Consider the following 24,087-nt stretch of genomic DNA (forward strand, 5'->3'; position numbering starts at 1 on the left):
CTCCCTCTACTCTGTATCTTGGGCCTCGCTACGCGCTAGAGCTAATGAGCTGTACGCCGTCATGCTGGCGTATAACCGCTCTGCCATCGCTGTTCAATGCATCCTGTACTCGAACAGCAAAAGCTGGGACCGCGAGATTGCTGATTTCATCTGGCGTGACCCACCTAAAGGCCCGTGATTCGTCGGTCGTTACGGGAACACCCTTAGCGAGGCGACAGCGAAAAACGAGCGCAACAATACCTCGTTCCATATTCTTGTAGACGCCGGTAAGTACTTCCGGATCGATCTCAAGACCCGTCTCCTCCAGGACTTCACGCTTAAGCCCGCTAACGATGTCTTCGTCCAGTTCAAGGACGCCGCCCGGAGCTTCCCAGTGGCCGTTGTCTCTGCGCTGGATGAGCAGGACCCTCTCCTGATCATCAACGATGACGCCGGCGACGCTGACAGAGTGGCGTGAGTCATGATCCATGGCAATCCCTTCGAGACCCGAACCTAGCTACACTTCCAAGCTAGTACACGTATGTACGAGTGGAGGAGTTGACGCGCAGTGGACCTATCCTTGCCTGGTCTTGATCCAGTATCAGACCGGCCCGTCTTCAAACAGATCGCGGACCATCTGAGAGAGACGATCGAGCGTGGAACCCTGATGCCTGGAGCTAAGGTGCCATCCGAAGCCAAGCTGATGGAACACTACGGCGTCGCACGTATGACCATCAGAAGCGCCCTTCAGCTCCTACAGGCCGAAGGGCTGACCGTAGCGGAGCACGGGCGTGGGGTGTTCGTTCGAGCACGCCCGCCGGTGCGCCGTCTAGCGTCAGACCGCTTTGCTCGACGCCATCGTGAGCAGGGGAAAGCGGCCTTCATCGTTGAGACGGAAGGGGCGGGCGGAAAGCCGTCCGTCGATTCCATCCAGATCAGCGAGATGAAGGCGCCGGCCGATGTGGCGCAACGGTTGGGCTTGTCCAAGGGGGACATGGTCCTTGTTCGCTCACGTCGGTACTTGATCAACGGCCATCCCGTTGAGACCGCAGTCTCCTATCTGCCTGCGGTCATTGCTAGAGGGACGCAGATAGCCGAGCCCGACACGGGGCCAGGGGGTATCTATGCGCGCCTGGAGGAGATGGGCCATCGGCTGGACCATTTTGACGAAGAGATCAAGTCGCGGATGCCTCTGCGTGAAGAGGTGAAGGCTCTCAGGCTCGCTCCCGGTACACCCGTCTTTCATCTGATCCGAACCGCGTTCGCCGAGGACGGGCGGGCCCTCGAAGTCTGCGACACGGTGATGTCGAGCGACGCCTACGTGCTCGCGTACCAACTTCCTGCCAGATAGCCCCTTGACTCCTCTAGACGAGTCTGAGATACATGAATCAGAACTCCTCTAGACGAGTAGTCGCCTAGGTGAGATCGCTGCTCAGCCGGAAGATCTGGGAAGGCGGCACACGCCGCGCGCCGACGGGCTGGAGCACATGCCACTTGGACAACTGGATGGGTCACCGCCTCCCCACGAAAAAGGCGGCCTGGCAGGGGAGAAGCCCCTGCCGCTGATCACTGTCCACCCGCAACCAGGAGACAACCATGAGCGCCTTCGCTCGCATTCTCGGCAACGCCGACCACCTGACCCAGACCGACTTGGAGGACTTCGCATCCTTCATGGAGCCGGATCAGGCCAGCGACTTCCTGAACGAGGTCAACACCGTCCGCAACGGCAAGTAGGCCGTTCGATCCCGCACCCGTGGCCCGGAGGACTTCCCGTTCTCCGGGCCATGCCCCCTCTACAGCCCCGATGGTCGCAGGCAGGGTTCGACTCCCTGGCGGGGCGCTCCGGCATCGCCGATGCCGAGATCACCCACACGCCCAATCCGAGGGATCTCACCATGACCACGTGCGTCACCTACACCCACCCCGACGTGTTCACCAAGGGCATCAAGGAAGGTTGGGCGGACCCGCAGGCCGACCCGACGCGGATCGACTGGACCAGCCGCCAGGCCGCCGCCGCGATCCCGTTCAAGGTGATCGACGGCCGTCCGGTCAACCCGGGCGAGACGACCAGCGTCCGCTACGGACGCAACGAGCTGGGTCACTGGGGAGAGCAGTTGGCCGCCGACGCCATCGTCACCGCCGACACCGAGGCCGGCCGCTGGCTGGTCATGGTCGAACGCTCTGACGGTCACGGTTGGGCCATCCCCGGCGGCTACGTGGAACCCGGAGAGGACCCGGAAGCGGCGGCGGTGCGCGAGCTCGCAGAGGAAACCTGCCTGGACCTGGCAAGCATGGTGCGCCGGCCGCTTCCGGCCCGTTACGTGCCCGACCCGCGCGCCAGCGATGAGGCATGGATGGTCACCGTGCCCGTCCGGTTCCACCTCGGCACCCGGCCCCGCGCCAAGCTGCCCGCCGTGGTCGGCGCCGACGACGCCAAGCGCGCCGTATGGGTCCGCGCCGACAGCTACGCCCACCTAGCCGCCTACCTCCGCGGCTACTACGCCGGCCGCGTCTTCCGCGCCCATCAGGCCATGCTGCGCGACTTGCTCGGCTGACCCGTTCGCTACCCGCCCCGATGGTCGCAGGCAGGGTTCGACTCCCCGCCGGGGCGCTCCTTCGCCGCCGCTCGTGTCTCCGCCACACACCCATAGGAGTGCTGATGTTGTCCATTCGCCTGACCGGAACGCCCGCCGAGGTCGCCGATGCCGTGCTGACCCTACGCGAGACGTTCTGCATTACCGCGATCAAGGGGCTATGCCCTTCGGCGCCAGTGCAGCCCAGTGTCCGCGTGTATGTCGAGGTGGCCCCCGGCTGACCACGCTCGGCGCCCCGCATGAGTCACGTGCGGCCCAGATCGACGCGTCCTGTCGCGCCGGCGGTACGCGACGGCTCACACACCAACTCTTTCGCCCCGATGGTCGCAGGCAGGGTCCGACTCCCTGCCGGGGCGCTCCCGGCTGACAACCTCCCAGCCGGCTCACTCACGCGAGGGGAGTTGCCCCACATGCAGCCCGTCAAGACCATCAGCCGGTTCCTGCCGACGCTGATCGTGCTCGGCACGGTCATCTACATCTTCACCGACCCGCAGGGCGCCGCCGCGGCGTTCAAGTGGGCCTTTCAGACGGTCGTGAACGGCGGGCAGCAGTTCGCCGAGTTCATCCGCGCCATGACCAAGTGAACGCCACGTTCCGGCGGGGGCGGCCCTGATCGGCCAAGACACGAGCCGCCCCCTTCTTTCTCGACTCCCGAAGGAGTAGCACCATCATGGTTCACCGCGAACGCCCTATCCACCCGGCGCGCATGCTGCCTGAGCAGTGGGCGGCAGCCTGGCGCATCGACCACGAGCCGCCGCCCGCCGAATGCGTCTACGACCCCGACCTGCACACCGGCCCTGCCGGGGGCATCATCGAGTCGGCCGACCAGCGCGCCGCCCGTGAGGACGTGGCGCGCGAGGTGTGCGCGCTCTGCCCGGTGCGCGCCTGGTGCGCGCTCTACAGCATGCAGGTCCGCCCGACCTACGGCATCTGGGCCGGCCGCTCGGCTCGTGAGTGGGCGCTTCTGGGTGCCGAACTGGACGCCATGCTCACGCCTGACCTGTCGGGGGTGGCGTGATGAACGCCCCGGCAGGGAGTCGAACCCTGGCCGCGCCGATAGCCGGCCCCGTCGTGTTCGACCTGGACATGCCGCACGGACAGATCACCGTGCGCGTGTGCGACGTCGAACGCGCCGACATCGAGCTGAGCACACCCGCCGGCGCTGACAGTCCCGCCGGTCAGGCTATCGCCGAGGCCACCCTGACCGCCGAGACGCGGGTGATGACGGTGCGCGTGCCCACACCGGACGGCGGCACCACCATCGTCAGCCACACCCGAGGCGGGCGCGTCGTCGTCTCCGGCAACGTCCATAGCGGCATCATCGTCACCGGCGGCAGCATGACCATCGTCAATGGTCAGGTCATCTCCGGCGGGCAGGTCATCTCCGGGGCGAACGTCACTCCGGGCGTGCGCGCCGAGGTCCGCTTGCCGCGTGGCTCTGCGCTGCGGGTGCACACCAAGACGGGCGACGTCACCACCAGCGGCGAACTGGAGTGGACGCAGTTCACCTCCTCCTCCGGTGATCTGCGCGTGGACGCCTGCCGCAAGCTTGCCGCCTCCTCCACCTCCGGTGATGTGTCCGCGGAGTACGCCGACCATGCCGAGGTGCGCACCGTGTCCGGTGACATCGACCTCGGCAGAACCGAGACGGTCAGCGCCGACTCGACATCCGGTGACATCACCCTCGGCGACTTCGGGGGCGCGGCCCGGCTGCTCACCATCTCGGGTGACATCACGGTGCGCGCCACCGAACCCGGCCACGTCACCGCGAAATCCACCTCAGGCGACATCCGGGTGAGCGCGCCCGCCGCGCTGGCCACGGCCGGCGGTGAGCACGGCCTGACCGTCGATGCCCGTTCCGTGTCCGGCGACGTGCGCATCCCGCGCCCCGTCACCAACCCCGCCCGCCCGCGCCACCCCCGGCACCGTCCCTGAACGGAGGAATCCTGCAATGTCTCGCATCCGCGCCGCCTTCTGGGACCCGGCCGGCACCCGGTACGGCATCCCCACCTACCCCTGGCAGATGGCCCCGCCGCACCTGCTCACCCTGCGCCAACTCACCGCCGAAGGGCTACGGCCCGGCGGTCAGGGCGTTCAGGCCCAAGTGCTGTGGCGCTCCCGCCGCCACGGCGCCCCCGGCGTTCGCGCCGCCTACCTGTACGACGTGCGGTTCGCCCTGCCCAAGCGCACCGCCACCGCGCGCCAGCGCGCCGCCCTCGGCAAGGCCAACGCCGCCCGCCGCACCTGCCCGGAGTGTGACCGGGACGTCGGCTACGTGCTGCCGCGCCACCTCGGCACCTGCCTCGACTGCGCCGAGGCGGTGGCCGCCGCATGAACGCGCACGACGTCGGCGCCGAACTGCGCGCCCTACGCGACCGCATCGAGAACGAGCTGAACGACGAACACAGCGACCGTCAGTACGTGCTCGAAGGGGTCGCCACCGACCTGGACGACCTCCTCACCCGCCTGGACTCGCCATGACCGCCCCGACGACCTACCCGCCCACCGAGGCCGCCGCGCCCCGCCGGCTATCGGTGGCGTCCGCCCCGCCTGTGCTGGTCGGTGATCCGACCGGCCTCTTCGCCGAGCTCGCACGCCTGAACCTCCCCCTCGGCGAGTACGTGGTGTGCGGCAGCGCCGCCCTGTACGTGCGCGGCCTGCGCTCGCGGATGGGTGACCTGGACGTGCTGGCACGCGGCCCGGCCTGGACCACGGTGCTCTCCCTCGGCATACCGCCGAGCGGGGCCCTGTCCGGTTACGGCCTGGTCGTCAACCACCCCACCCACGCCATCGAATTCGTGGACCGCTGGACGCCCGGTTGGCCGACCGACTACCTGATCGCCTCAGCCGACCTGATCGACGGCATCCCGTTCATGCGCCTCGGCGACGTCCTGGCCTGGAAACAGCGCGCCCGCCGCGCCAAGGACCTGCCCGACATCGCCGCCGTCCACGAGCTACGCCGCCGCTGGAACGGCGACGACCCCGCCCCCACCCGCGCGCCCGCCCGCACCGCCAAGACTGATTGGAGAAAAGCCGCATGACTCTCGCCGCCCCTGAGCCGGGACCGGACGACATCGCCGCCGCCCTGGCCGACATCGAACGCCACCTGACCGACCAGACCCCGACCCACCCGCCGCCCGACGCCGAGCAGGAGGTCACCGGGGACACCAAGCGCGTGCGGCAGTTGCGCGCCGAGGTGGCCGAGGCCCGGCAGTTGGCCGCGCTCCAGACCGACGACACGCCGCTGCTGCTGGACACGCCCCGGGTGCGCCAGCGCCGCAAGAAAGCCCACGAGGCCGCCCGGCTGCACCTGCTGGGGCAAGACCACGCCATGCGCGCCTGGCAGGCCGCCCGGATGCGGCGCCTGCTGATCGGAGCGGCCATGGTGGCGCTCACGCTGGCGCTGGCCTGGTCCACCGCCGGCGTCCAGCGGTTCGCCGCCGAGGCCGCGCCGGCGTGGTCGCCCGGCTGGATCTTCGCATGGCTGGTCGAACCGTTCATGTCCATCGCCTTGCTGGTCGTCGTCGGCGCCCGCGCCTACCTCGGCACCCGCGGTCAGCCGCTCAACGATCGCAAGCTGATCCGCATCGAGTGGCTGTTCCTCGGGCTGACCCTCGGCATGAACGCCTGGCCGTACCTGCCGTGGGGACTGCCGGCGGGGGAGGAGTTCTCCTTCTCCCGCCTGGTGCTGCATGTGCTCGGGCCGATCGTGGCCGTGGCCATCGTCACCGCGCTCCCGATCATCCTGGAGGCGTTCTCCCGGCTGGACCACACCCACGCCGGCGCCACCCTTACCGGCCTTACGTACAGCGCGAACACCAATGATCGGGTAAGGCTCATCAGCCCCGAGGTGGCCACGCTGATCGAACGCACGCAAGCGCTCATCGCGACCGGCGACCTGTCCGCCACCCCGAGCGCCTACAAGATTCAGCGCGCCCTGCGGTGCGGCATGGACGACGCCCGCGCCGTGCGTGACGCCCTGGCTCCCGAGGCCGCGTGACCCGCCCCGCTCGACACCCGCCCAACAAGACAAGGGAATCCGCCCCATGACCAGACGACAGATCACCCTGCCCCAGCACGTCGCCGCGCTGCTGTCGTGGCTGAACACCGCCAACCCGCCCACCGAGCACGAGATCGCCATGCGCATCATGAAGATCGGCGAAGAGTTCGGCGAGGTGGTCGCGGCCTACATCGGCGTGACCGGCCAGAACCCCCGCAAGGGCGTCAGCGCCACCCCCGCCGAGCTGACCGGCGAACTGTGTGACGTCATCATCGCGGCCATGGCCGCGCTGGCCACTGTCGCCGGCGACGTCGGGCAGGCCGAACGGCTGCTGAACGAGCATCTGTCCGCCCGTCACCCGCGGCTGCCGGCGCTGGTCAGCGCCGGCGCCGCCTGAGAAGGGAAAGGCACGCCCGTGCTGACTGTCATGCTCATCGGCAGCTTGGCCTGCCTGGCCGTACCGGTGGCCATCTACCTGCGGATGCTCATCACCGGCCCGGCCGACCGCGCCCGTATCCACGCCCGCATGGCCGCCCACCGGCGCGGCCCCGACTCCGGGGCGCGCACGCGCACCCCGCCGAGTGTCCCGACCAGCACGCAGGGCGCGGCCCCCAGTCGCCAAACCGAAGCCGCGCCCTGCCACCCCGCTGCCGACAACGCACAGGAGGTGTCTTCATCATGACCGACCGCCCGACCGACTTCGACACCCTCACCGAGTCGCCGCCGCACCCCGACCCGGACGGCCCCGCCGGCGCGGATGGGCAGGGCGCCGAGGTGGTGGACCTGGACGCGGCCCGCGCCGATCGCTTGCCGTACGGCACGCTGCCGCCCGGCCCGGACCAGCCCGGACCCGCCGACACCCTGCTGGCCGTCTATGACACCTCCTATGAGGTTGCCCTGGACGACCAGGACGACGACGCCGGCGCCGAGACGTCGCCGGTTCCGGTGGACCCGCCGGCGCCCGTTCTGTTGGAGTCAGAGCAGGGCGAGAAGCGCCGCCCGATCATCCCGCCCGGGCTGCGGTGGCAGCACCTGCCCGCCACCGTGCGCCGGAGTGCGGGCAAGGTGGCGTACGTGGCCGGTTTCCACGCCGCCCGCGCCCCCTGGTACAGCGTTCAGGCGTTGTGGTGGGCGGTCGTCGGCGTGTTCCGGCTGGCCGGCCGGCAACTGCGCTGGTGGTGGGTCAATGAGCAGTACACGCTGCTACAGCAGGCGGCCACCGACAACGACGCGGCGATGTGGCTCAAGCTGCACCGGGAGGGCAAGGCCACCCGCCGTTGGCGCGGTATCGCCCTGGTCTTCCAGCTCATCGCCCTCGGCATCGCTGTGCTGGTCGCGGTGGGCGCCGACCTGGCGCCCGTCTGGTGGGCGGTCATCGCTGCTGCGCTGATCCCGCCGCTGGCCCGCTACGGGCGGCCGGCGGGGCGGCAGATCATTCCGACCGCGATGGTGTCGCGCCGCTACCGGCTGCTGAACAGCGACGTCGTGCTGCGTGCTTACTACGCTGCCGGCCTCGGCCACCCGGACAAGCCCAACCAGCAGGTCAAGTTCGGTTCCCGGATGTCACGCGACAACGCTGGGACCGGCAGTGAGGTGCTGGTGGACCTGCCTTACGGCAAGACGTTCGAGCAAGCGGTCAAGGCGCGCGGCGAGATCGCCTCCGGCCTGGACGTCACTGTCCAGCAGGTTTACCTGACCCGCGACATGACCTCCAACCGGCGGCACATGCTGTTCGTGGCCGACCGTGACCCGCTCGCGGTGCCCGCCGGCCGCACGCCGCTGCTGGACGGCAAGGCGCGCAACATCTGGCAGCCGGCCCCGTTCGGGCTGGACGAACGCGGTCGTAAGGTCGATCTGCTGCTGTTGTGGATCTCGATTCTGGTCGGTGCACAGCCCCGTAAGGGCAAGACGTTCGCGGCCCGACTGCTGGCCCTGTACGCGGCGATGGACCCGTACGTAAGGCTTACCGTGGTCGATGGTAAGGACAGCCCGGACTGGCGCAAGTTCGCGCTGATCGCGCACCGCATCATCTTCGGCACGGTGCCCAACCGCGACGGCGACCCGATCGAGATGCTGTTGGACGCGCTACGCGAGATCAAGGCGCACATTCAGCAGGTCAACCAGTTCCTTTCCACGCTGCCCGTCACCGAATGCCCGGACGGCAAGCTGACCGAGGAACTGTCGCGCAAGTACCCCAACCTGCGCGTGTGGCTGCTGGTCATGGAGGAGTTCCAGGTCTACTACGAGCTGGACGATCAGGAGACGAACAAGGAGATCGCCGCCCTGCTCAGCTTCATCATGGCGGTCGGCCCGTCCGCCGGCGTCATCATCTTGTCCAGCTCCCAAAAGCCCGGCGGGGTCGGCGCCGGAGACGTGCAGCGGTTGTTCAACCGCTACCGCGACAACCACGCCGTGCGGTTCGCGCTCAAGTGCGGCAACCGCAACGTGTCGGAGGCCATTCTCGGTGGCGACGCCGGTTCGGAGGGCTTCGACGCCTCCGCGCTGCCGATCGGCAAGCAGTACCGGGGCGTCGGCTACTTGTACGGCGCGTCGGATGACACCCCGACCGTGCGCACCTTCCTGGCGGATGCCGCCGATGCCGAGAAGATCCTGACCACCGCCCGCGCCCTGCGCGAGCGCGCCGGCACGCTGACCGGCTACGCGGCCGGTCAGACCATGGCGCGTGAGGTGCGTGACGTGCTGGCCGACGCGCTGAGCGTCTTCCAGGGCGGCAGTGAGACCGGCCTGCCCTGGACGTTCCTCGCGGCCCGGCTGGCCGAGCGCATCCCCGAGCACTACGCCGACCTGACCGGCGATGCCATCTCCGCTCAGCTTCGCGCGCTCGGCGTGCCGAGCGTGGACGTCAAGCGGGACGGCAAGGCGCTCAAGGGCGCCAAGAAGGCGGCCATCACCGCCGCCATCAACCGCCGACAGAACAGCGCCGAATAGGCCGGCGCCGCGCCTCGGCGAACCCGGCTCTCAGGGTTCGCTGGGTCGCGGGAGTCCCGCGACCGGTCGCGGCTGCGCGACCCGCCCCGCGACCACCGAAACGACCTCTGACCAGCCCGAATATCCGCAGGTCGCGGGTAGCGGGCTCGGCTTCCCACGCCCGAAAACCGGCTCTGGAGACCATCCATGACCTCTCTGGCCGCGACCGCGACCACCCACCTCGCGACCTCCGTCGCAACCCCGATCCCGTTCCTGGCCGCCGCGCTGGCCGTGCTGTGGCTCCTCGGCTACGCCGCCGCCTGCGCCGCCGACCCCTTCGGCCGCTGCCCCCGCTGCAAGGGGCACGGCAAGACCCTCAAGCCCAACGGACGCGTCAAACGCTGGTGCCGCCGCTGCGACAGCACCGGCCTGCGTCTGCGTCTGGGCCGGCGGCTGTACAACTATCTGCGCCGGCTGCATCGCGACGTCACTCGCTGATCCCGGCCGACCTCCCTTACCCCTGCTCTGGTATGCCGAGGCCGGCCACCCGCCCGTCTCGCACGTCGGCCAGGGCTTGCAGGTATCCCGCCTCGACCGCGCGCTGCACGATGTTCGAGATCGGTTCGGGCATGTCCATCCAGCCGCCCCATCCCGAGCACAGATTCGCGGTCGCCTCATACGCCTGCCGCTCATCGGCCATGTCCGCCCGCGGCCCGGCGCGCAGCACGTTCACCGACCGTTCCCACTCCGCCAGGTCCTCGCTGCTGTAGCTCTCCTCAGCCATACGCCTGACGGTACGGCCAACCACCCACCCCGGAAAGGAGATTCCGCACGTGGACGCCGTCTGTGAGAACTGCGGCAGCACCACCACCGACCTCATCGGCCACCACGCCCGGCGCGACCTGGACGCCATCGTCCACACCTACCAGTGCCGCGCGTGCGATCACACCTGGAACGTCTGGCACTAGCCCCACCACCCCGCCATTCACGCACGTCAAAGCAGGAAGGAAGTCCGCCATGTCTGGCGAGACCACCATCACCATCATCGGCAACCTGACCGCCGACCCCGTACTGAACTACACCCAGTCCGGCACCGCCGTGGCCGGCTTCACCGTCGCCTCCAGCGCCCGCACCTACAACAAGAGCGTGGAGCAGTGGGAAGACGGTGAGGTGCTGTTCATGCGTTGCTCGGCGTGGCGCGACCTCGGCGAACACGTGGGCGAGTCGCTCACCCGCGGCACCCGCGTCATCGCCTCCGGCCGGCTGCGTCAGCGCACGTTCGAGACCAACGACGGAGACAAGCGCACCGTCATGGAGATGACCGTAGACGAGATCGGCCCCTCGCTACGGTTCGCCACCGCCCGGCCGGTCAAAGCCGCCCGCGGCAACGGCAACGGTCAGCCCAGCCGCAACGGCACCTCCAACGGCGGCGCGGCGGCCGGCGGGTTCGATGACCCGTGGGCCTCCGAGTCCGCCCACGCCGGCGCGGCCGGTGACGAGCCGCCGTTCTGACCACCCGTCCTTGACGTTGCGAAGCGGCGCGGCCTGCCCTCACGTCGCTGCCGCTCCGCAACGCCGCCGCCAGAAAGGACCCGCGTTCCATGCCGCGAACCACCCCGACCACCGAGCCCGACGACCAGGCGTCGCTGTTCGTCGTCGCGCCGGACAGCACCGGCGCCGTGGTGTCGGGCGTGCGCGTTGTCGCCACCAACCCAGCCGCCAGCGATGCCGCGCTGGCCGGTGACGGGTACGAGTGGCTGGCCGCCGCGCTGCCCGCGCCGAGCCCGCCCACCTGCCCGACCTGCCACGGCCTCACCCTGCTGCCGGCCGGTGCGCCGGTGCTGTGGACCTGCCCGCACTGCCATCCCGTGGAGGCCCGATGACCGCCCCGCCCACCGGTCCACCCGCCGGCCCGGCCGCCTGCTACGTGCGAGAGCACGCCGGCCACGTCATGACCGTCCACCCGCCCGCCGCGTTCGAGCCGGCCGCGTTCGCCCGGTTCTGCGCCGCCGAGGCGATGCTAGGGCTGGACGTGGAGACCAGCGCCATCGACGACAAAGGTCCCCGCCAGTTCGCGCCCACCTTCACCGTGCGGCTGATCCAATTCGGCTCACCCCGTGAGGCGTGGGTGCTGGACCCGGCCGACCCCGACCAGCACGCCGCGATCCGGGCCACGTTGGCCGACTCTGGACGCCGGTTCGTCACCCACACCCCCTACGATCCGCTCGCGGTCTGGTCGGCGTTCGGCGTCGCGCTCGGGCAGCGCGTCATCGACACGCACCTGCTGTCGAAGCTGATCGACCCGGACGAACGCGCCGGCCACGGGCTCAAGGAGCTGACCGGCCGCCACCTGGACGACGGCCTGCAACACGCCGAGGCCGCGCTACATGCCCGGATGCGCGCCCTGGCGCCGACCGGGCACCGCGCCGGCCACACCTGGCAGACCTGGGGGTGGAACCACCTGCCCACCTCCGATGAGGCGTACGTGGTGTATGCCGGGCTGGACGCCGTCTACGTGCGCCGACTGCTGCCGGTGCTGCTACGGCACTGCCTCGACTTCACCCACCTGGTGCGGATGGAACAGTGGCTGGCCGCCCACGCCACCGGCATCACCATCCGTGGCCTGTTGCTGGACCGCTCCTACACCACCGCCCTCCTCCAACAGGTCCAGCGCGAGCACCACGCCGCCGAGGCGGGCATTCACCAAGCCCTCGGCGTACCCGCCGGCTCACCCCGGTTCGCCGCCTGGCTGGACGGCCACCTCACCGAGGCGGGCATCACCGACTTGCCGCGCACCCCCACCGGCCGACTGAAGGTCACCGCCGACACCCTCACCACCCTCACCACCCTGAGCGCCGACACGCTGCCAGAGCAGGTGCGCGACGTGCTTACCGCCCGGCAGACGGTGGCCCGCACCTCCAACCTGATCGCCAACCTGACCGCGTTCCTGCGCGCCGCCGACCCCGCCGGCCGCGTTCACCCGCAGATCAACACCCTGCGCGCCAAGACCGCCCGCATGTCTATCACCGGCCCGGCGTTGCAAACGCTCAAGAAACACGACCCGCGGCTACGGCACTGCTTTCGCGCCGACCCCGGCCACGTGCTGATCTCCTGCGACTTCTCCCAGGTAGAGGTACGGGTGGCCGCCGCCCTGTCCAACGACCCGACCCTGAAACAGGTGATCGCCTCCGGCACCGACATTCACGACGCCACCGCGGCCCTGATGTACGGCGACGGCTACACCAAGGAGCAACGCACCATCTCCAAACGGTGCACCTTCGGCACCCTGTACGGCGGCGGCGCCACCGCGCTGGCCGACCAGACCGGCGTCACACCCGAGGTGGCCCGGCAGGTCATCGACCGGTGGCAGTCCACCTACCCGCGCGTGATCGCCTACACCAAAGCGCTTGCCTCACAGAGTGTGGTGACCACGCCGAGCGGCCGGCGCATCCCCGCCGACCCCGCCCGCGGCTACGCCAACGGCAACTACATGGTGCAATCCACCGCCCGTGACCTGCTGCTGGCCGCCGTCTACCGGTTCGCCACTGCCCATCCCGAGGCCCGGCTGTGGCTGTTCGTCCATGACGAGGTCATCATCCAAGCCCCCGAGTGCGACGCCGAACGCCTGTGCGCCGCCCTCAAGGCCGCGATGACGACCAGCTTCCGAGACGTGCCCATCGTGGCCGACGCCGACATCCTCGGCACCCACTGGGGTCACCTACCCGACCAGGCCGCCGCCGAGACGCGAAAGGAGGTGGCATGACCGCCACGAGCACGCCGGCAGTGTTCTACCTCGGCACGCACCACCCGCATTGGCTGGCTGACGAGCGTTTCCGTGACGTGCCGCTGTTCGTCTCCTCCCGCCGCCTACGCAACCGCAAGACGCTGCCGCACGCGGTGGGCCGATGGGCGCTCGACTCCGGCGGCTTCACCGAGATCAAAATGTACGGCCAGTGGACCATCACGCCCGCCGAGTACGCCGAGCTCGTCTGCTGGTACGCCCGCGACATCGGCATGCCTGACTTCATCGCGCCGATGGACTGGATGTGTGAACCAGCGATCATCTATGGCCAAAACCAGCACCTCAAACCCACCGATCCGCGCTACTTCCACGGAACCCGCGCCGCTCGCGGCATCCCGCCGGATGGCCCTGACGAGCCGTTAGACGACGCGGTGCACAAGCACCAGATGTGGACCGTGACCAACTACCTGCAACTACGCAAGCTGCTACCCCCCTACCTCAGAGAGCGCCTGATCGCCGTTGCCCAAGGTGAGCGGCTGAGGCACTATCTAGCGATCCTGGACATGTTCGCCGACGCCGGCGTGGACCTCCGCACGCTCCCGTTGGTGGGTCTGGGTAGCGTCTGCCGACGCCAACACACCCGCGAAATCGCCGAGATCGTCGGCGCCCTGGCAGCGCGCGGCCTGCGCAACATGCACGGCTTCGGCGTCAAAGCTGACGGGCTCGACCTGTACGGCGCCGACCTCAGCTCAGCCGACTCCCAAGCCTGGTCAGATGGCGAACGCCACCGCGGCTACCCCCGCTTTCCCGAGTGCGTGGGCGTGCACAAGAACTGCGCCAACTGCCCCAAGGCCGCCCTGCGATGGCGCACCAAAGTTGTTGACCGGCTCGCGCGAGCTCGCCGCCGCCCCTACCAGCTTGGTCTGTTCGACCAAGCTGCCTGACCTACCATCCCCCAACTGGTGGCCCTACCGGCCATCCGACAAGGCCACCAGTTGGGGGATGCCCGTCCCGATCAAGCCTGTGACCTGCCCAAACGAGAGGGTTCATCATGCCCGACCTGCTCACCGCCGCCGCTTACGCCGCCCGGCGCGGCTGGCACGTCTTCCCACTCACCCCGCACGGCAAATACCCCGCCCGCGGCTTCACCGACTGGGAGCACAACGCCACCACCGACCCCGACCGACTCACCGCCTGGTGGCAGCGCGCCCCCTACAACGTCGGCATCGCATGCGGCCCCTCCGGACTGCTGGTCATCGACCTAGACCTGCCCAAACTCGGCGAGCACCCGCCCGCCACCTGGGCACGACGTGGCATCGCATCCGGTGAGCAGGTCTTCCGCCATCTCTGCGCCGAGCACGGCCAGCCCTACCCCGACGACACCCGCACCGTGACCACCCGCCGCGGCGGCACCCACCTCTACTTCACCGCCCCGCCCGGCCAGCGCCTCGGCAACACCTCCGGGGCGCGCGGCAAGGGACTGGGCTGGCTCATCGACACGCGAGCTCGCGGCGGCTACGTCGTCGCCCCGGGCAGCTACGTGGCCGCCCGCGACGGCACCGGCCCCTACACCCTCACCCGCGACCAGCCACCCGCCCCGCTACCGGACTGGCTGACCGCCGCCCTCACCCCGCCCCCGCCGCAACCCGCCACGGGAACGATCGCCGAACTGCTGGACGACCTGCCCGCCCGCCGGCTGACCGCCTACGGCCACGCCGCCCTGACCAGCGAGATAGAGCGCGTGGCCACCGCCCCGGAGGGAGGCCGTAACCACGCCCTCAACCTGGCCGCCTGGAAACTCGGCAAGCTCATCGCCCGCGGCGCCCTGCCCCGCGACCTGGTCCAACACGCACTCCAGGTCGCCGCCGAGACCGCCAACCAGCACAGCCCCGACCCGCGCCCACCGCGCGCCCTGGCCGCCGTCATCGGCTACGGCATCGACGCCGGCATACGCACCGCATGAACCCGACCCACCTGGGAGACACCATGACCCAACGGCATCCGCCCACCGGCGCCGCCCTGCTGGACCAACTCCGCGCCGCCCTGACCCGCTACGTCATCCTGCCCAGCACCGAAACCACCGACGCCGTCACGCTGTGGATCGCCGCCACCCACGCCCAACCCGCGATGGCCCACGCCCCGCGACTGGTCATCCGCGGCCCCGAAAAGCGATGCGGCAAGTCCCGGCTCCTCGACATCGTGGAGGCCACCTGCCACAACCCGTTCATCACCGTCAACTCCTCACCGCCCGCCATCTACCGGTCCATCACCGCCGACCCGCCCACCATCCTGGTCGATGAGGCAGACACCATCTTCGGCCCCAAAGCCGACGGCAACGAAGACCTGCGCGGCCTGCTGAACGCCGGCCACCAACGCAACCGGCCGGCCAAACGCTACGACGCCTCCCGCAACCAGGTCGAAAGCATCCCGACCTTCGCCATGGCCGCACTCGCCGGCATCGGCACGATGCCCGACACCATCGAAGACCGCGCCATCATCGTCCGGATGCGGCGCCGCGGCCCCGGCGAGAAAGCCGCCCCCTACCGCCACCGCCGCGACCGCACCCCGCTCCGCGAGCACCTAGCAGGCGCGCTCCACCAGTGGCTACGTGCCGACCTGACCGCATTGGAGGAAGCCGAACCCGCCATGCCCGTCGAAGACCGCGCCGCCGACACCTGGGAACCCCTCATCGTCATTGCCGACCACGCCGGCGGCACCTGGCCCGACCGCGCCCGCGCCGCCGCCGTCGCGCTGACCGCCGAGGCCGACGACAACGGCCGACCATCCGCAGGGCTACGCCTGCTCACCGACTGCCGCACCGCCTTCGGCGACGACACCGCCCTGCCCACCGCCGTCCTCCTGGAACGCCTCAAGACCAACCCGGAAGGAGAGTGGAACGAGCACGGACCGGCCGGACTCAGCCCGCGCAAGCTCGGCGTCATGCTGAGCGAGTACGAGATCCGCTCAGCCAACATCCGCTTCCCCGCCGGGCAGGCCAAGGGCTACCAGCGCGCCGACTTCGCCGACGCCTGGGGGCGCTACTGCCCCGCCCTTGACCCGCTTCCCGAGGGCGATGTCGTGCCCTTCGGCAGGGGTATCCGTCCCAACCGTCCCAACCTCGTCAGTGCAGGTCAGCGCGGGACGGAAAGCATGCCTGGGACGGGTTGACCCGTCCCACCCCTTCTACCCGTCCCAGGCTTGACCTGCGGAAATGAGCTTGGGACGGATGGGACGGATACCTCCTCCAAACCCGCCTCCACCACCCCGCTACGGGCCTCGGCGACAGTGTCGAGCACACCGCCGAGGCCGCCCCATGCCACCGGTCCACACGCCCGGAAGGAACGCGCCAGATGGCCGCTACCGTCACCCGCCTACATGCGATGCTCACCGTCGCCGAGGTCTGCACCGAACTCCAGATCTCGCGATCCACCTTCTACGACTGGCGCCAGAAGGGGCGCGCCCCGCGCTGCATCACCCTGCCCAACGGTTCCCTTCGCGTTCGCCGTACCGACCTTGAAAGCTGGCTCAACGCCCGAGAGGACGCGGCCTGATGGAGAACACCACCTACCGCGTGCGCGTTCATAAGACCGAGGTCCGCAAGAACGTCGCGGGCAAGGTCACCTCATACCGCGTCCAGTGGTCCACGGATGGCAAGCCGTGGAAACGGACCTTCCAGAAGAGTGCGCAGGCAGATGCTTACCGAAGCAAGCTGCTCACCGCGGCTCGGGAAGGTGAGCCTTTCAGCCTGGCTACCGGCGAGCCAGTGAAATGGAGCCGCGTTGAGCGGCCAGAGATGACCTGGTACGACTTCGCCTGCAAGTTCGCCGACTTCAAGTGGAAGGCTGCCTCGGCCAAGTACCGCCAAGACATCGCCCGCGCCCTTACCGCAGCTACGCCGGCGATGCTCATGAGCGGCAAGGGCAAACCGCCTGACCTTGACCTCCGAACCGCCATGCGTCGATGGGGATTCAACACCAAACAGCGCGCCGAAGCGTCCGAGGAAACGGCCGAAGTGCTGGCGTGGCTGGCCAAGAACACGCGCCCCATTTCCGCACTTACCGAAGCGGCCACTGTCCGTGCGCTGCTCGACGCCGCCACCTCCCGCCTGAACGGGAAGGCCGCCGCCACAAGCACGATTCGCCGGCACAAGACCATCTTGCAGAACGCCATGGACTACGCCGTGGAGCTTAAGCTCTTGGATGCCAACCCGATCAGGGCTCTGAAATGGAAGCCGCCGCGGGTCACCCACGAAGTGGACAGACGTAGCGTCGTCAACCACGCGCAAGCGCGCCGCCTCCTGGCCGCGGTGGAAGGACAGCAGCCCAGCGGAAAGCGGTTGGTCGCATTCTTCGCCGTCATCTACTACGCGGGGCTACGTCCCGAGGAAGTAGTGAGGCTTGGAGAGGACAACGTCATCCTTCCCGAGCTGGCTAGGAATCCCGAGACGGGAGAACTGGAGGAGCCGGCAGACGGTTGGGGCGAGCTTCGCTTCGCCGGCGCCGCGCCGTTCGCCGGCCGTGAATGGACGGACGACGGCAGCCTGCGGGAAGAACGAGCCCTCAAGCACCGCGCCGAGGGGGAGACCCGCATCGTTCCTTGTCCTCCCGCGCTAACCGAGATTCTCCGCGCCCACCTTGCGGAGTTCGGCACCGGTCCCGGAGGGCGGTTGTTCACCGGGGTACGCGGCGGCGAGCTGGCCGGCATCACATGCCGGCGTGTATGGGCCAAGGCCAGAGAGCATGCCCTGACCGAGAAGGAAGCGCAGTCACCGCTGGCCAAGCGCATCTACGACCTGCGCCACGCCTGTGTCTCGACCTGGCTCAACGCCGGCGTACCAGCCACGCAAGTAGCCGAATGGGCAGGTCACAGCGTGGATGTCCTACTGAGGATCTACGCGAAATGCATCGTTGGCCAAGACGAGGCCGCAAAGAGGCGCATTGCCGACGCGCTGAAGGATCTCGACTCCAGCCTGACCTGACACCTCAATCGGACACCGAAAATCAGCATCCAATTCCCATATGAGAGTTGCGCATCGATGATCGTGGTCCGCTAAGGTAGATCACAAGCAAAGTGATCACAGGAAGGACTGCCCCATGACCACCCCGACCCCCGCGTGGACTCTTAAGCCCGGCGAGCCGATCGAGCGCAAGACGCTGCACGAGCGTTTCGGTGGCCGCACGCAGGGCGGCATCGGCCCGTCCAGCCGCAGCGACAACGTCTTCGTCTTCACCGACCCGATCGCCGGCGAGAAGCACGGCTACTTCGACGGCTGGATGCCTGACGGCCTGTTCCACTACAGCGGTGAGGGCCAGTACGGCGACCAGCGGATGATGTCCGGGAACGCGAGCATCCTCAACCACGAGCAGAACAACAAGGCGCTGCGCGTCTTCCAGGGCGCCCGCGGCACCGTCACCTACCTCGGTGAGTTCGAGGTGGACGACAAGGAGCCCTGGTATGAGGCCGACGCCCCCGAAACTGGCGGTGGCGCCATCCGCCGCGTCATCGTCTTCCGGCTGCGCCCCATCGATGCGGCCGTGCAGCCGCCGCAAACCAGCCTGGCGAGGCTGCTCGACGCCGCCAACGACAACCCGAGCGAAGACCAGGTGCAGGAGCTCGAACTGGAGCAGCAGCTCACGGAGCGGACTTTCGTCAACCCCGACCGGGAGCCGTACGAGGCTGAGCGGAAGGAGTCCACTCTCGTGCAGGCGCTAGGGGACTACCTGCGCAGCAAGAATCACAAGGTCGGCCGGCATCAGATGCTGCCGAAGGGGGAGACCCGTCCGCTCTTCACCGACCTGTACGACCACGACGCCAAGCTGCTGGTTGAGGCGAAGGGCAGCGTCACCCGCGAGAACGTGCGCATGGCCATCGGCCAGCTCGCCGACTACGGCCGCTTCCTGCCGGACGCTACGAGGGCGATCCTGCTGCCCAGCGAGCCGCGCCAGGACCTGATCGAACTGGCCCACAGCCAGGACGTAGTCGTCCTCTGGCCGGCCAAGCAGGGCTACGGCGCCAGCCGACCGGGCTTCACGCTTTAGGCGATGTAAGAGGCTCGCGAAAGGGTGGATCTGCTGCCGTTAGCAAGCGCCCTAAAATTTTGTTTAAGGGTGACCGATAATGCTTTCTTCTCTCGATTCGAGAGAAGTTGCGAAAGTGACCCTCGGTATGTTTTTATGTTCTCTGCGTCGCTATCCCAAAATCCTGGCCTTGTGCCGCATACTCCCCCAAGTGCGACGCGGAAAGGGCAAATCATGCCCAAAACCCGGTACGCGTACGATCTCCCCGTTCACAAGGTTGATTACGGGGTCGAGGTCAAGGTAGACGACCTCAGGATCGATCCGGAAGCTCAGAGGACCCTCAATGAGGGGCGTGCCCAGAGCATCGCCAACCAGCTCGTGCGTGAGGCGATGGGGTCGATCGTCGTCTCCCGCCGACCCAATGGAGATCTGTACATCGTTGACGGTCAGCATCGAGTACGGGTCTGCAGGCTCCTCTCGATTCCGACTATCAGGGCTGAGATTCATCACGACCTCACTCAGGCGCAGGAAGCCGTGCTCTTCCTGATCAAGAATCGCGAGTCGCACAAGCCGAGGCCGCTCGACGAATACAGGGTGGGGCTTACGGGCAACGTCCCGCTGTTCGTCGACACGGACAAGGTTCTCAAGAAGCATGATCTCAGTATCGGATCGAGTTCAACCAACGCCGTCGGTGCTATCCAGGGCGTTCTCAGGATCACCGATTACTACGGTGCCGAGATTCTCGACCGCACTCTCTCGATCGCTGAGGCCGCATGGGGCCGTTCCGCTGACACGTGGGACGGGATGTTGATCGGAGGCATCGGCACGGCTCTCGGCAAGTGGGGTGACATCATCGTCGATGCTCAGCTCGCGCCGAGGCTCCTGGACTTCGGGACGGCGCAGGCGTGGCGGGCGGAGATCCTCTCGAAGACCTCCAGAGGGGGCTTCAAGAACAGCGGCACCGGTTCTCGTCTCAGCACGGCGTATCGACTGGTCGTCGATGCGTGGAACAAGAACAGGCGGAAGCGGATCGAGTACTAGGGGGTTAGCGCGGCCCCAGAAGCGGCTGTTTCGTACCCGTATGACCAGCGGGGGCGGCGGACTTCGTGAGTATCACGGAGTTCGCCCTGCCCCTGTTGTGTCAGTCGAGAAACGGGTCCGCGGTCTTACCCGAGCCTGGGCGATACCGCTACGGGGAGCCGTGCAATGGCGACGCCGGCCAGGCTACGGCGCCAGCCGACCGGGGCTTCGAGCTAGGACATCCGCCCGGTGAGGTCGTGGGTAAGCATTGGGTAGAGCCACCCGCAAACGCTCGGTGTCGGCCGTAGACAGCCGGACATGAGAAACCCCCGTCTCCGCGCGGCGGCGCAGGTCAGGCGGGGGTTTTGGCTGTTCTGGAGAAGTAGGGCGGGTGGGACTTGAACCCACGACCCACGGATTATGAGTCCGATGCTCTGACCGGCTGAGCTACCGCCCCTGGATGGAGTTGTACGGCGGCGCCTACAGCACCGCCTGGGACATCATTCCATGCCCCGCAGCCTAGATGGAGTCCAAGGCGATCACATTCGTGGCTTTCTCGGCGCTCGGCAGAGGTAGTTTCGGACCTATGGCGGTCAAGCTGATCTATGAGACGCATGCCATCACCGTGGACAACGAGACAGGGATCGCCACGGGCCGGCTGCCGGGGGAGTTGTCTGCTCGGGGGCGGGAGCTGGCGGTGGAGCTGGGGGTTCGGCGGGCGGGCGTTGATGTGGTGTACAGCTCTGACCTGCGGCGGGCCGTACAGACTGCGGAGGTTGCCTTTGGGGGTGGGCGGGAGATTCTGCGGGACGCCCGGTTGCGGGAGTGTGACTACGGGATCTACAACGGGCGGCCGGCGGATGAGCTGGCTCGGCTCAGGCGGCGGCATATCGATGTGCCCTGGCCTGGCGGGCAGAGTTATCGGCAGGTTGTCGCGGAGACCGCCGCGTTTCTCGAAGAGGTGATGGAGCGGTGGCAGGGGCGGACGGTGCTGGTCATCGCGCATTCGGCCAATCGGTGGGCTTTGCAGAATCTGCTGCACGGGGTGCCGCTTGAGGAGCTGGTGGATGCGCCGTTCGACTGGCGGCCGGGGTGGGAGTACTCGCTCGCCTGAGCCGTACGACCTGCGCTTATCGTGGCGCGGGCGAGCGAGTACTCGTATGGGGGACTATGGGCGGTTCAGGCCCATGGTGTACGCGCCGGAGCCGCTGTAGGCGTGGACGCGGTAGCGGTAGTAGCCGGAGGTGCCGTTGTAGCTCACGCTCTCATCGGGGTTGGCGCTGTCGCCGCGGGCCACGATGGACCAGGACGATCCACTCCACTTCTCCAGGTACAGGTCGAAGTCGACGCCGTCGGGGCCGTCCAGGCAGCCGGCGTGGGTGCCGGAGGTCGTGGACTGGTAGTAGGAGCCGTTCGGCTGGATCTGGTTCTGGTTCGAGGTGAGGGAGCCGGTGTACTTCTCTCTGTAGGTGGCGCAGCCGGTGGGCGGGTTCGGGTCGCCGCCCGCTGTGACCAGGGTCAGGCCGCCTACCGACAGCAGTTCGGCGAGGGGCTGGAAGTACGTGGTGCCGCCGCTGCTGCAGTTGCCTGAGCCGCCGGAGGTCATGCCTTGGGCCTGGTCGCCGGAGATGAAGGCGCCGCCGGAGTCGCCGCCCTCGGCGCAGACGTTCGTGCGGGTCAGCTGGTAGACGGTGCCCTCGGGGTAGTTGACGGTGGAGTTGAGTGCCTGGACGGTGCCGCAGTGCCATTGCGTGGTGGAGCCGGAGCGGCACACCGAACCACCGGGTTGCGTGACGGCGGAGCCGCGTACCGGGAGGATTCCGGCGCTGTAGCCGTTGACGACGCCGGGGGCGGTCCACTGGGAGTTCGTCTCCACCCATGCGTAGTCGTCGCTGGGGAAGGACGAGATGCGGAAGACGCCCTGGTCGACCCGGTTGTGGCCCTGGGTGGCGTCACCGACGTCGCCGCAGTGGCCGGCGGTGGTGAAGCCGAGGGTGGTGCCGCGGCGGGCGGCGAAGCCGACGGAGCAGCGGTAGCCCTTCGACGGGATGTAGTAGGCGTCGCCGCCGCGGATGTCGTAGAACGGCTTGGGCCGTTCGGCCGAGAGTTCTACGCGTACGGCGGCCGCGTCCACGCCGCTGGCGGTGATCCAGTCGCGGGCCTCCTGTTCGGAGGCGGCCTGGACCAGGACCGAGTTGTCGCGTGGCGACAGCGCCCACGCGTGGACGGAGGCGGGCGGTTCGGCCCGGTCGAGGCCGTCCTTGACCGCGGTGAGCTGGGCCAGCGTCCTCGGGACCACCTTGACCTGGGCTCCGGCCGAGGTGATGGTCCTGGCGTCGGCCGCGTCGACCGTGGCCACGACGAGCGCGGCGTGCGGCCCCTCGTGCCAGGCGCCGGCGTAGCGTTCACCGAGCCGCTTCTGTAAGGACGGCGTGGTACGGCCGGCGCGCGCCTCGTTGGCCAGGCGGTCGAGAGCCTGTTCCCTGGTGATGCCGAGGTCGCGCTGGAGGGCGCTGATCATGCCGTCGGCCGGGGGTTTGGCGACGGCGGGCATGGTCGTGACGACCAGGGCCCCGATCGCGATCGCGACCAGAGCCGGGGTGCGACGAAGCATGGTGTCTCCTCGCTGCTGGGGGTGCCGTCACGGTAGACGGGGCCCCAGGGAGCGAGGAGTATCAGCTTGCTCATATCACCGGGTTATGGCGCCGTACCGAAACCCGGATTTCTCACCAGCCAATCCTGGTAGACGGGGCTGCGCCGTACCGCGTCGGCGTGGGCGGCCTTGGCCTGGGCGAGGACCCACGCGGGGTCGGGGGCGGTGGGATGGCGGCCGAGGAGCTGCCGCCAGCGCAGGGGCGCGCCGGTCAGCGGGACCTTCACCAGGCCCGCGGCGGGCTGGTGGGTGGCCTGGCAGAGCACGACGGCGCGGCCGACCTGGGCGAGGTGCGCGCAGGTCGAGACGTCGGTCTCGTAGATGGTGCCGGGGGTGAAGCCGGCGCGGGCGCACGCCATGGCGAAGCAGTCGGCGAAGCAGCCGTCGCCTGGCGTGACCGACCACTGCTCGCCGGCCAGGTCGCCCAGTTCGAGCTCCTTCTCCTCCGACAGCCGGTGGCCGGCGCCGAGCAGGACGAACACGGGATCGACGCTGATCGTCTCCCATTCGAGCGAACCGGTGGGCGCGCCGCTGTCGCCGCAGGCGCCGATCAGTACGTAGTCGAGGCGGCCGAGGTCGGCCATGGTGGTCAGTTCGTGTTCCGACCAGGAGGTGTGGGTGGTGACGGGGCGCTCGGCGGCGAGGCGGTCGACGAGCCCGCCGAGGACGGGTCCGTTGGTGGCGCCGATGCGGTAGCGCACGGAGGGGGTGCTGGCGAATCGCAGGGCTTCATCCTGAAGTTCTTTGGCGGCGGGGAGCAGGACGCGGGCGCGTTCGAGTACCAGTTCGCCGAGGAGTGTTGGCCTGGCGCCGCGCCTGTCACGTTCGAACAGGGAGCCTCCGAGCACCCTTTCGATCCGTTTGAGCTGGGCGGTTAACGCGGGCTGCGCCAGGCCGAGCAGGTTCGCGGCCTTGCTCACACTGCCCGCGTCGGCGACGGCGCGGACGATTCTGAGGTGCCTGAGCTCGAGGTCCATAACGGGAAGGTAAGACGGCCTTTCTTGGGTAGCAATGGGGATAAGTCAGGAAATATGACAGATATTGTCGAGGCCCCCTAGGTTAGCCGGTTAAGCACGACTATACGGGGAGGATTTACACATATGTGGGCATGACGTGCGGACCCGGTCCGACGTCGGCATTCATGTCCGCGTCAC

At 68.5% G+C, this 24,087-nt stretch carries 31 protein-coding genes and 1 tRNA gene; 27 read left to right on the forward strand and 5 right to left on the reverse strand.

Annotated elements, in window-relative coordinates; translation table 11 throughout:
* Window positions 1-28: 28 nt before the first annotated feature.
* Window positions 29-469, reverse strand: a complete 441-nt coding sequence (locus tag ACIBHY_RS00100; protein ID WP_397305446.1) for an NUDIX hydrolase — start codon at window positions 467-469, stop codon at window positions 29-31.
* 78 nt (window positions 470-547) lie between these two features.
* Here ACIBHY_RS00100 and ACIBHY_RS00105 point away from each other — a divergent pair, with 78 nt between their 5' ends.
* From ACIBHY_RS00105 to ACIBHY_RS00175, 15 genes are all read left to right on the forward strand, one after another.
* On the forward strand, window positions 548-1,330 hold the full coding sequence (locus ACIBHY_RS00105) for a GntR family transcriptional regulator (protein WP_397305447.1): 783 nt from the start codon (window positions 548-550) through the stop codon (window positions 1,328-1,330).
* 245 nt (window positions 1,331-1,575) lie between these two features.
* Entirely contained in the window at window positions 1,576-1,713 is a 138-nt protein-coding gene (locus ACIBHY_RS00110) for a hypothetical protein (protein ID WP_375134153.1), read from the forward strand.
* Window positions 1,714-1,763: 50 nt separating this feature from the next.
* Window positions 1,764-2,534, forward strand: coding sequence for an NUDIX domain-containing protein (locus ACIBHY_RS00115; protein ID WP_397305448.1), 771 nt, complete (start codon window positions 1,764-1,766; stop codon window positions 2,532-2,534).
* A 104-nt stretch (window positions 2,535-2,638) separates the two neighbouring features.
* Entirely contained in the window at window positions 2,639-2,794 is a 156-nt protein-coding gene (locus ACIBHY_RS00120) for a hypothetical protein (protein ID WP_397305449.1), read from the forward strand.
* Between the two features lie 189 nt (window positions 2,795-2,983).
* The gene (locus ACIBHY_RS00125) at window positions 2,984-3,157 is read left to right on the forward strand and encodes a hypothetical protein (protein WP_397305450.1); all 174 of its coding nucleotides are present in this window, start codon (window positions 2,984-2,986) and stop codon (window positions 3,155-3,157) included.
* A gap of 86 nt (window positions 3,158-3,243) precedes the next feature.
* Window positions 3,244-3,591 carry a WhiB family transcriptional regulator gene (locus ACIBHY_RS00130; protein WP_397305451.1) on the forward strand — a complete coding sequence of 116 codons (348 nt, stop codon included), beginning with the start codon at window positions 3,244-3,246 and terminating at the stop codon, window positions 3,589-3,591.
* On the forward strand, window positions 3,591-4,508 hold the full coding sequence (locus ACIBHY_RS00135) for a DUF4097 family beta strand repeat-containing protein (RefSeq protein ID WP_397305452.1): 918 nt from the start codon (window positions 3,591-3,593) through the stop codon (window positions 4,506-4,508). The genes ACIBHY_RS00130 and ACIBHY_RS00135 overlap by 1 nt, the downstream gene beginning before the upstream one ends.
* 16 nt (window positions 4,509-4,524) lie before the next feature.
* Window positions 4,525-4,908 (forward strand): RRQRL motif-containing zinc-binding protein, encoded by a 384-nt coding sequence (locus ACIBHY_RS00140; RefSeq protein ID WP_397305453.1) that lies wholly within the window; start codon window positions 4,525-4,527, stop codon window positions 4,906-4,908.
* Window positions 4,905-5,054, forward strand: coding sequence for a hypothetical protein (locus tag ACIBHY_RS00145; protein ID WP_397305454.1), 150 nt, complete (start codon window positions 4,905-4,907; stop codon window positions 5,052-5,054). The genes ACIBHY_RS00140 and ACIBHY_RS00145 overlap by 4 nt, the downstream gene beginning before the upstream one ends.
* Window positions 5,051-5,614, forward strand: a complete 564-nt coding sequence (locus tag ACIBHY_RS00150; protein WP_397305455.1) for a hypothetical protein — start codon at window positions 5,051-5,053, stop codon at window positions 5,612-5,614. Before ACIBHY_RS00145 ends, ACIBHY_RS00150 begins: the two co-directional genes overlap by 4 nt.
* Entirely contained in the window at window positions 5,611-6,573 is a 963-nt protein-coding gene (locus tag ACIBHY_RS00155; RefSeq protein ID WP_397305456.1) for a hypothetical protein, read from the forward strand. The genes ACIBHY_RS00150 and ACIBHY_RS00155 overlap by 4 nt, the downstream gene beginning before the upstream one ends.
* Window positions 6,574-6,619: 46 nt before the next feature.
* On the forward strand, window positions 6,620-6,970 hold the full coding sequence (locus ACIBHY_RS00160) for a MazG-like family protein (RefSeq protein ID WP_397305457.1): 351 nt from the start codon (window positions 6,620-6,622) through the stop codon (window positions 6,968-6,970).
* 18 nt (window positions 6,971-6,988) lie between these two features.
* Window positions 6,989-7,255: a hypothetical protein gene (locus tag ACIBHY_RS00165; RefSeq protein ID WP_397305458.1), complete on the forward strand. Its 267-nt coding sequence runs from the start codon at window positions 6,989-6,991 to the stop codon at window positions 7,253-7,255.
* Complete coding sequence (locus ACIBHY_RS00170; RefSeq protein ID WP_397305460.1) at window positions 7,252-9,522, forward strand: hypothetical protein; 2,271 nt, start codon at window positions 7,252-7,254, stop codon at window positions 9,520-9,522. Before ACIBHY_RS00165 ends, ACIBHY_RS00170 begins: the two co-directional genes overlap by 4 nt.
* Before the next feature lie 186 nt (window positions 9,523-9,708).
* Window positions 9,709-9,999, forward strand: a complete 291-nt coding sequence (locus tag ACIBHY_RS00175; RefSeq protein WP_397305461.1) for a hypothetical protein — start codon at window positions 9,709-9,711, stop codon at window positions 9,997-9,999.
* A gap of 16 nt (window positions 10,000-10,015) precedes the next feature.
* On the opposite strand, the gene ACIBHY_RS00180 is transcribed toward ACIBHY_RS00175, so the two are convergent.
* Window positions 10,016-10,285, reverse strand: coding sequence for a hypothetical protein (locus ACIBHY_RS00180; RefSeq protein WP_397305462.1), 270 nt, complete (start codon window positions 10,283-10,285; stop codon window positions 10,016-10,018).
* A 49-nt stretch (window positions 10,286-10,334) separates the two neighbouring features.
* Between ACIBHY_RS00180 and ACIBHY_RS00185 the strand changes: the two genes are divergently transcribed.
* The 11 genes from ACIBHY_RS00185 to ACIBHY_RS00235 all read left to right on the forward strand — a co-directional run bounded on the left by ACIBHY_RS00185 (window position 10,335) and on the right by ACIBHY_RS00235 (window position 20,301).
* Window positions 10,335-10,469, forward strand: coding sequence for a hypothetical protein (locus ACIBHY_RS00185; RefSeq protein ID WP_397305463.1), 135 nt, complete (start codon window positions 10,335-10,337; stop codon window positions 10,467-10,469).
* Between the two features lie 49 nt (window positions 10,470-10,518).
* On the forward strand, window positions 10,519-11,013 hold the full coding sequence (locus ACIBHY_RS00190) for a single-stranded DNA-binding protein (RefSeq protein ID WP_397305464.1): 495 nt from the start codon (window positions 10,519-10,521) through the stop codon (window positions 11,011-11,013).
* 89 nt (window positions 11,014-11,102) lie between these two features.
* On the forward strand, window positions 11,103-11,384 hold the full coding sequence (locus ACIBHY_RS00195) for a hypothetical protein (protein ID WP_397305465.1): 282 nt from the start codon (window positions 11,103-11,105) through the stop codon (window positions 11,382-11,384).
* Entirely contained in the window at window positions 11,381-13,264 is a 1,884-nt protein-coding gene (locus ACIBHY_RS00200) for a DNA polymerase (RefSeq protein ID WP_397305466.1), read from the forward strand. The genes ACIBHY_RS00195 and ACIBHY_RS00200 overlap by 4 nt, the downstream gene beginning before the upstream one ends.
* On the forward strand, window positions 13,261-14,187 hold the full coding sequence (locus ACIBHY_RS00205) for a hypothetical protein (RefSeq protein WP_397305467.1): 927 nt from the start codon (window positions 13,261-13,263) through the stop codon (window positions 14,185-14,187). Before ACIBHY_RS00200 ends, ACIBHY_RS00205 begins: the two co-directional genes overlap by 4 nt.
* Before the next feature lie 107 nt (window positions 14,188-14,294).
* Window positions 14,295-15,206, forward strand: a complete 912-nt coding sequence (locus ACIBHY_RS00210) for a bifunctional DNA primase/polymerase (protein ID WP_397305468.1) — start codon at window positions 14,295-14,297, stop codon at window positions 15,204-15,206.
* A 23-nt stretch (window positions 15,207-15,229) separates the two neighbouring features.
* The gene (locus ACIBHY_RS00215; RefSeq protein ID WP_397305469.1) at window positions 15,230-16,411 is read left to right on the forward strand and encodes a DUF3631 domain-containing protein; all 1,182 of its coding nucleotides are present in this window, start codon (window positions 15,230-15,232) and stop codon (window positions 16,409-16,411) included.
* Window positions 16,412-16,593: 182 nt separating this feature from the next.
* Window positions 16,594-16,794 carry a helix-turn-helix transcriptional regulator gene (locus tag ACIBHY_RS00220; protein ID WP_397305470.1) on the forward strand — a complete coding sequence of 67 codons (201 nt, stop codon included), beginning with the start codon at window positions 16,594-16,596 and terminating at the stop codon, window positions 16,792-16,794.
* The gene (locus tag ACIBHY_RS00225) at window positions 16,794-18,221 is read left to right on the forward strand and encodes a tyrosine-type recombinase/integrase (protein WP_397305471.1); all 1,428 of its coding nucleotides are present in this window, start codon (window positions 16,794-16,796) and stop codon (window positions 18,219-18,221) included. Before ACIBHY_RS00220 ends, ACIBHY_RS00225 begins: the two co-directional genes overlap by 1 nt.
* A 115-nt stretch (window positions 18,222-18,336) precedes the next feature.
* Window positions 18,337-19,281 (forward strand): restriction endonuclease, encoded by a 945-nt coding sequence (locus ACIBHY_RS00230; RefSeq protein ID WP_397305472.1) that lies wholly within the window; start codon window positions 18,337-18,339, stop codon window positions 19,279-19,281.
* A 213-nt stretch (window positions 19,282-19,494) separates the two neighbouring features.
* Window positions 19,495-20,301 (forward strand): DUF6551 family protein, encoded by an 807-nt coding sequence (locus tag ACIBHY_RS00235; RefSeq protein WP_397305473.1) that lies wholly within the window; start codon window positions 19,495-19,497, stop codon window positions 20,299-20,301.
* Window positions 20,302-20,663: 362 nt separating this feature from the next.
* Here the strand turns inward: ACIBHY_RS00235 and ACIBHY_RS00240 are convergent.
* Window positions 20,664-20,737 (reverse strand) — tRNA-Ile (locus tag ACIBHY_RS00240).
* Window positions 20,738-20,866: 129 nt separating this feature from the next.
* Between ACIBHY_RS00240 and ACIBHY_RS00245 the strand changes: the two genes are divergently transcribed.
* Window positions 20,867-21,394, forward strand: a complete 528-nt coding sequence (locus ACIBHY_RS00245) for a histidine phosphatase family protein (RefSeq protein WP_397305474.1) — start codon at window positions 20,867-20,869, stop codon at window positions 21,392-21,394.
* Window positions 21,395-21,448: 54 nt separating this feature from the next.
* Here ACIBHY_RS00245 and ACIBHY_RS00250 read toward each other — a convergent pair whose 3' ends face one another.
* Window positions 21,449-22,894 carry a S1 family peptidase gene (locus ACIBHY_RS00250; protein ID WP_397305475.1) on the reverse strand — a complete coding sequence of 482 codons (1,446 nt, stop codon included), beginning with the start codon at window positions 22,892-22,894 and terminating at the stop codon, window positions 21,449-21,451.
* A gap of 83 nt (window positions 22,895-22,977) precedes the next feature.
* Window positions 22,978-23,910: a LysR family transcriptional regulator gene (locus ACIBHY_RS00255; RefSeq protein ID WP_397109087.1), complete on the reverse strand. Its 933-nt coding sequence runs from the start codon at window positions 23,908-23,910 to the stop codon at window positions 22,978-22,980.
* Window positions 23,911-24,087: the final 177 nt, after the last annotated feature.

Origin of the sequence: Nonomuraea sp. NPDC050547, assembly GCF_044457345.1 — a bacterium.
Taxonomy (GTDB): Bacteria; Actinomycetota; Actinomycetes; order Streptosporangiales; family Streptosporangiaceae; genus Nonomuraea.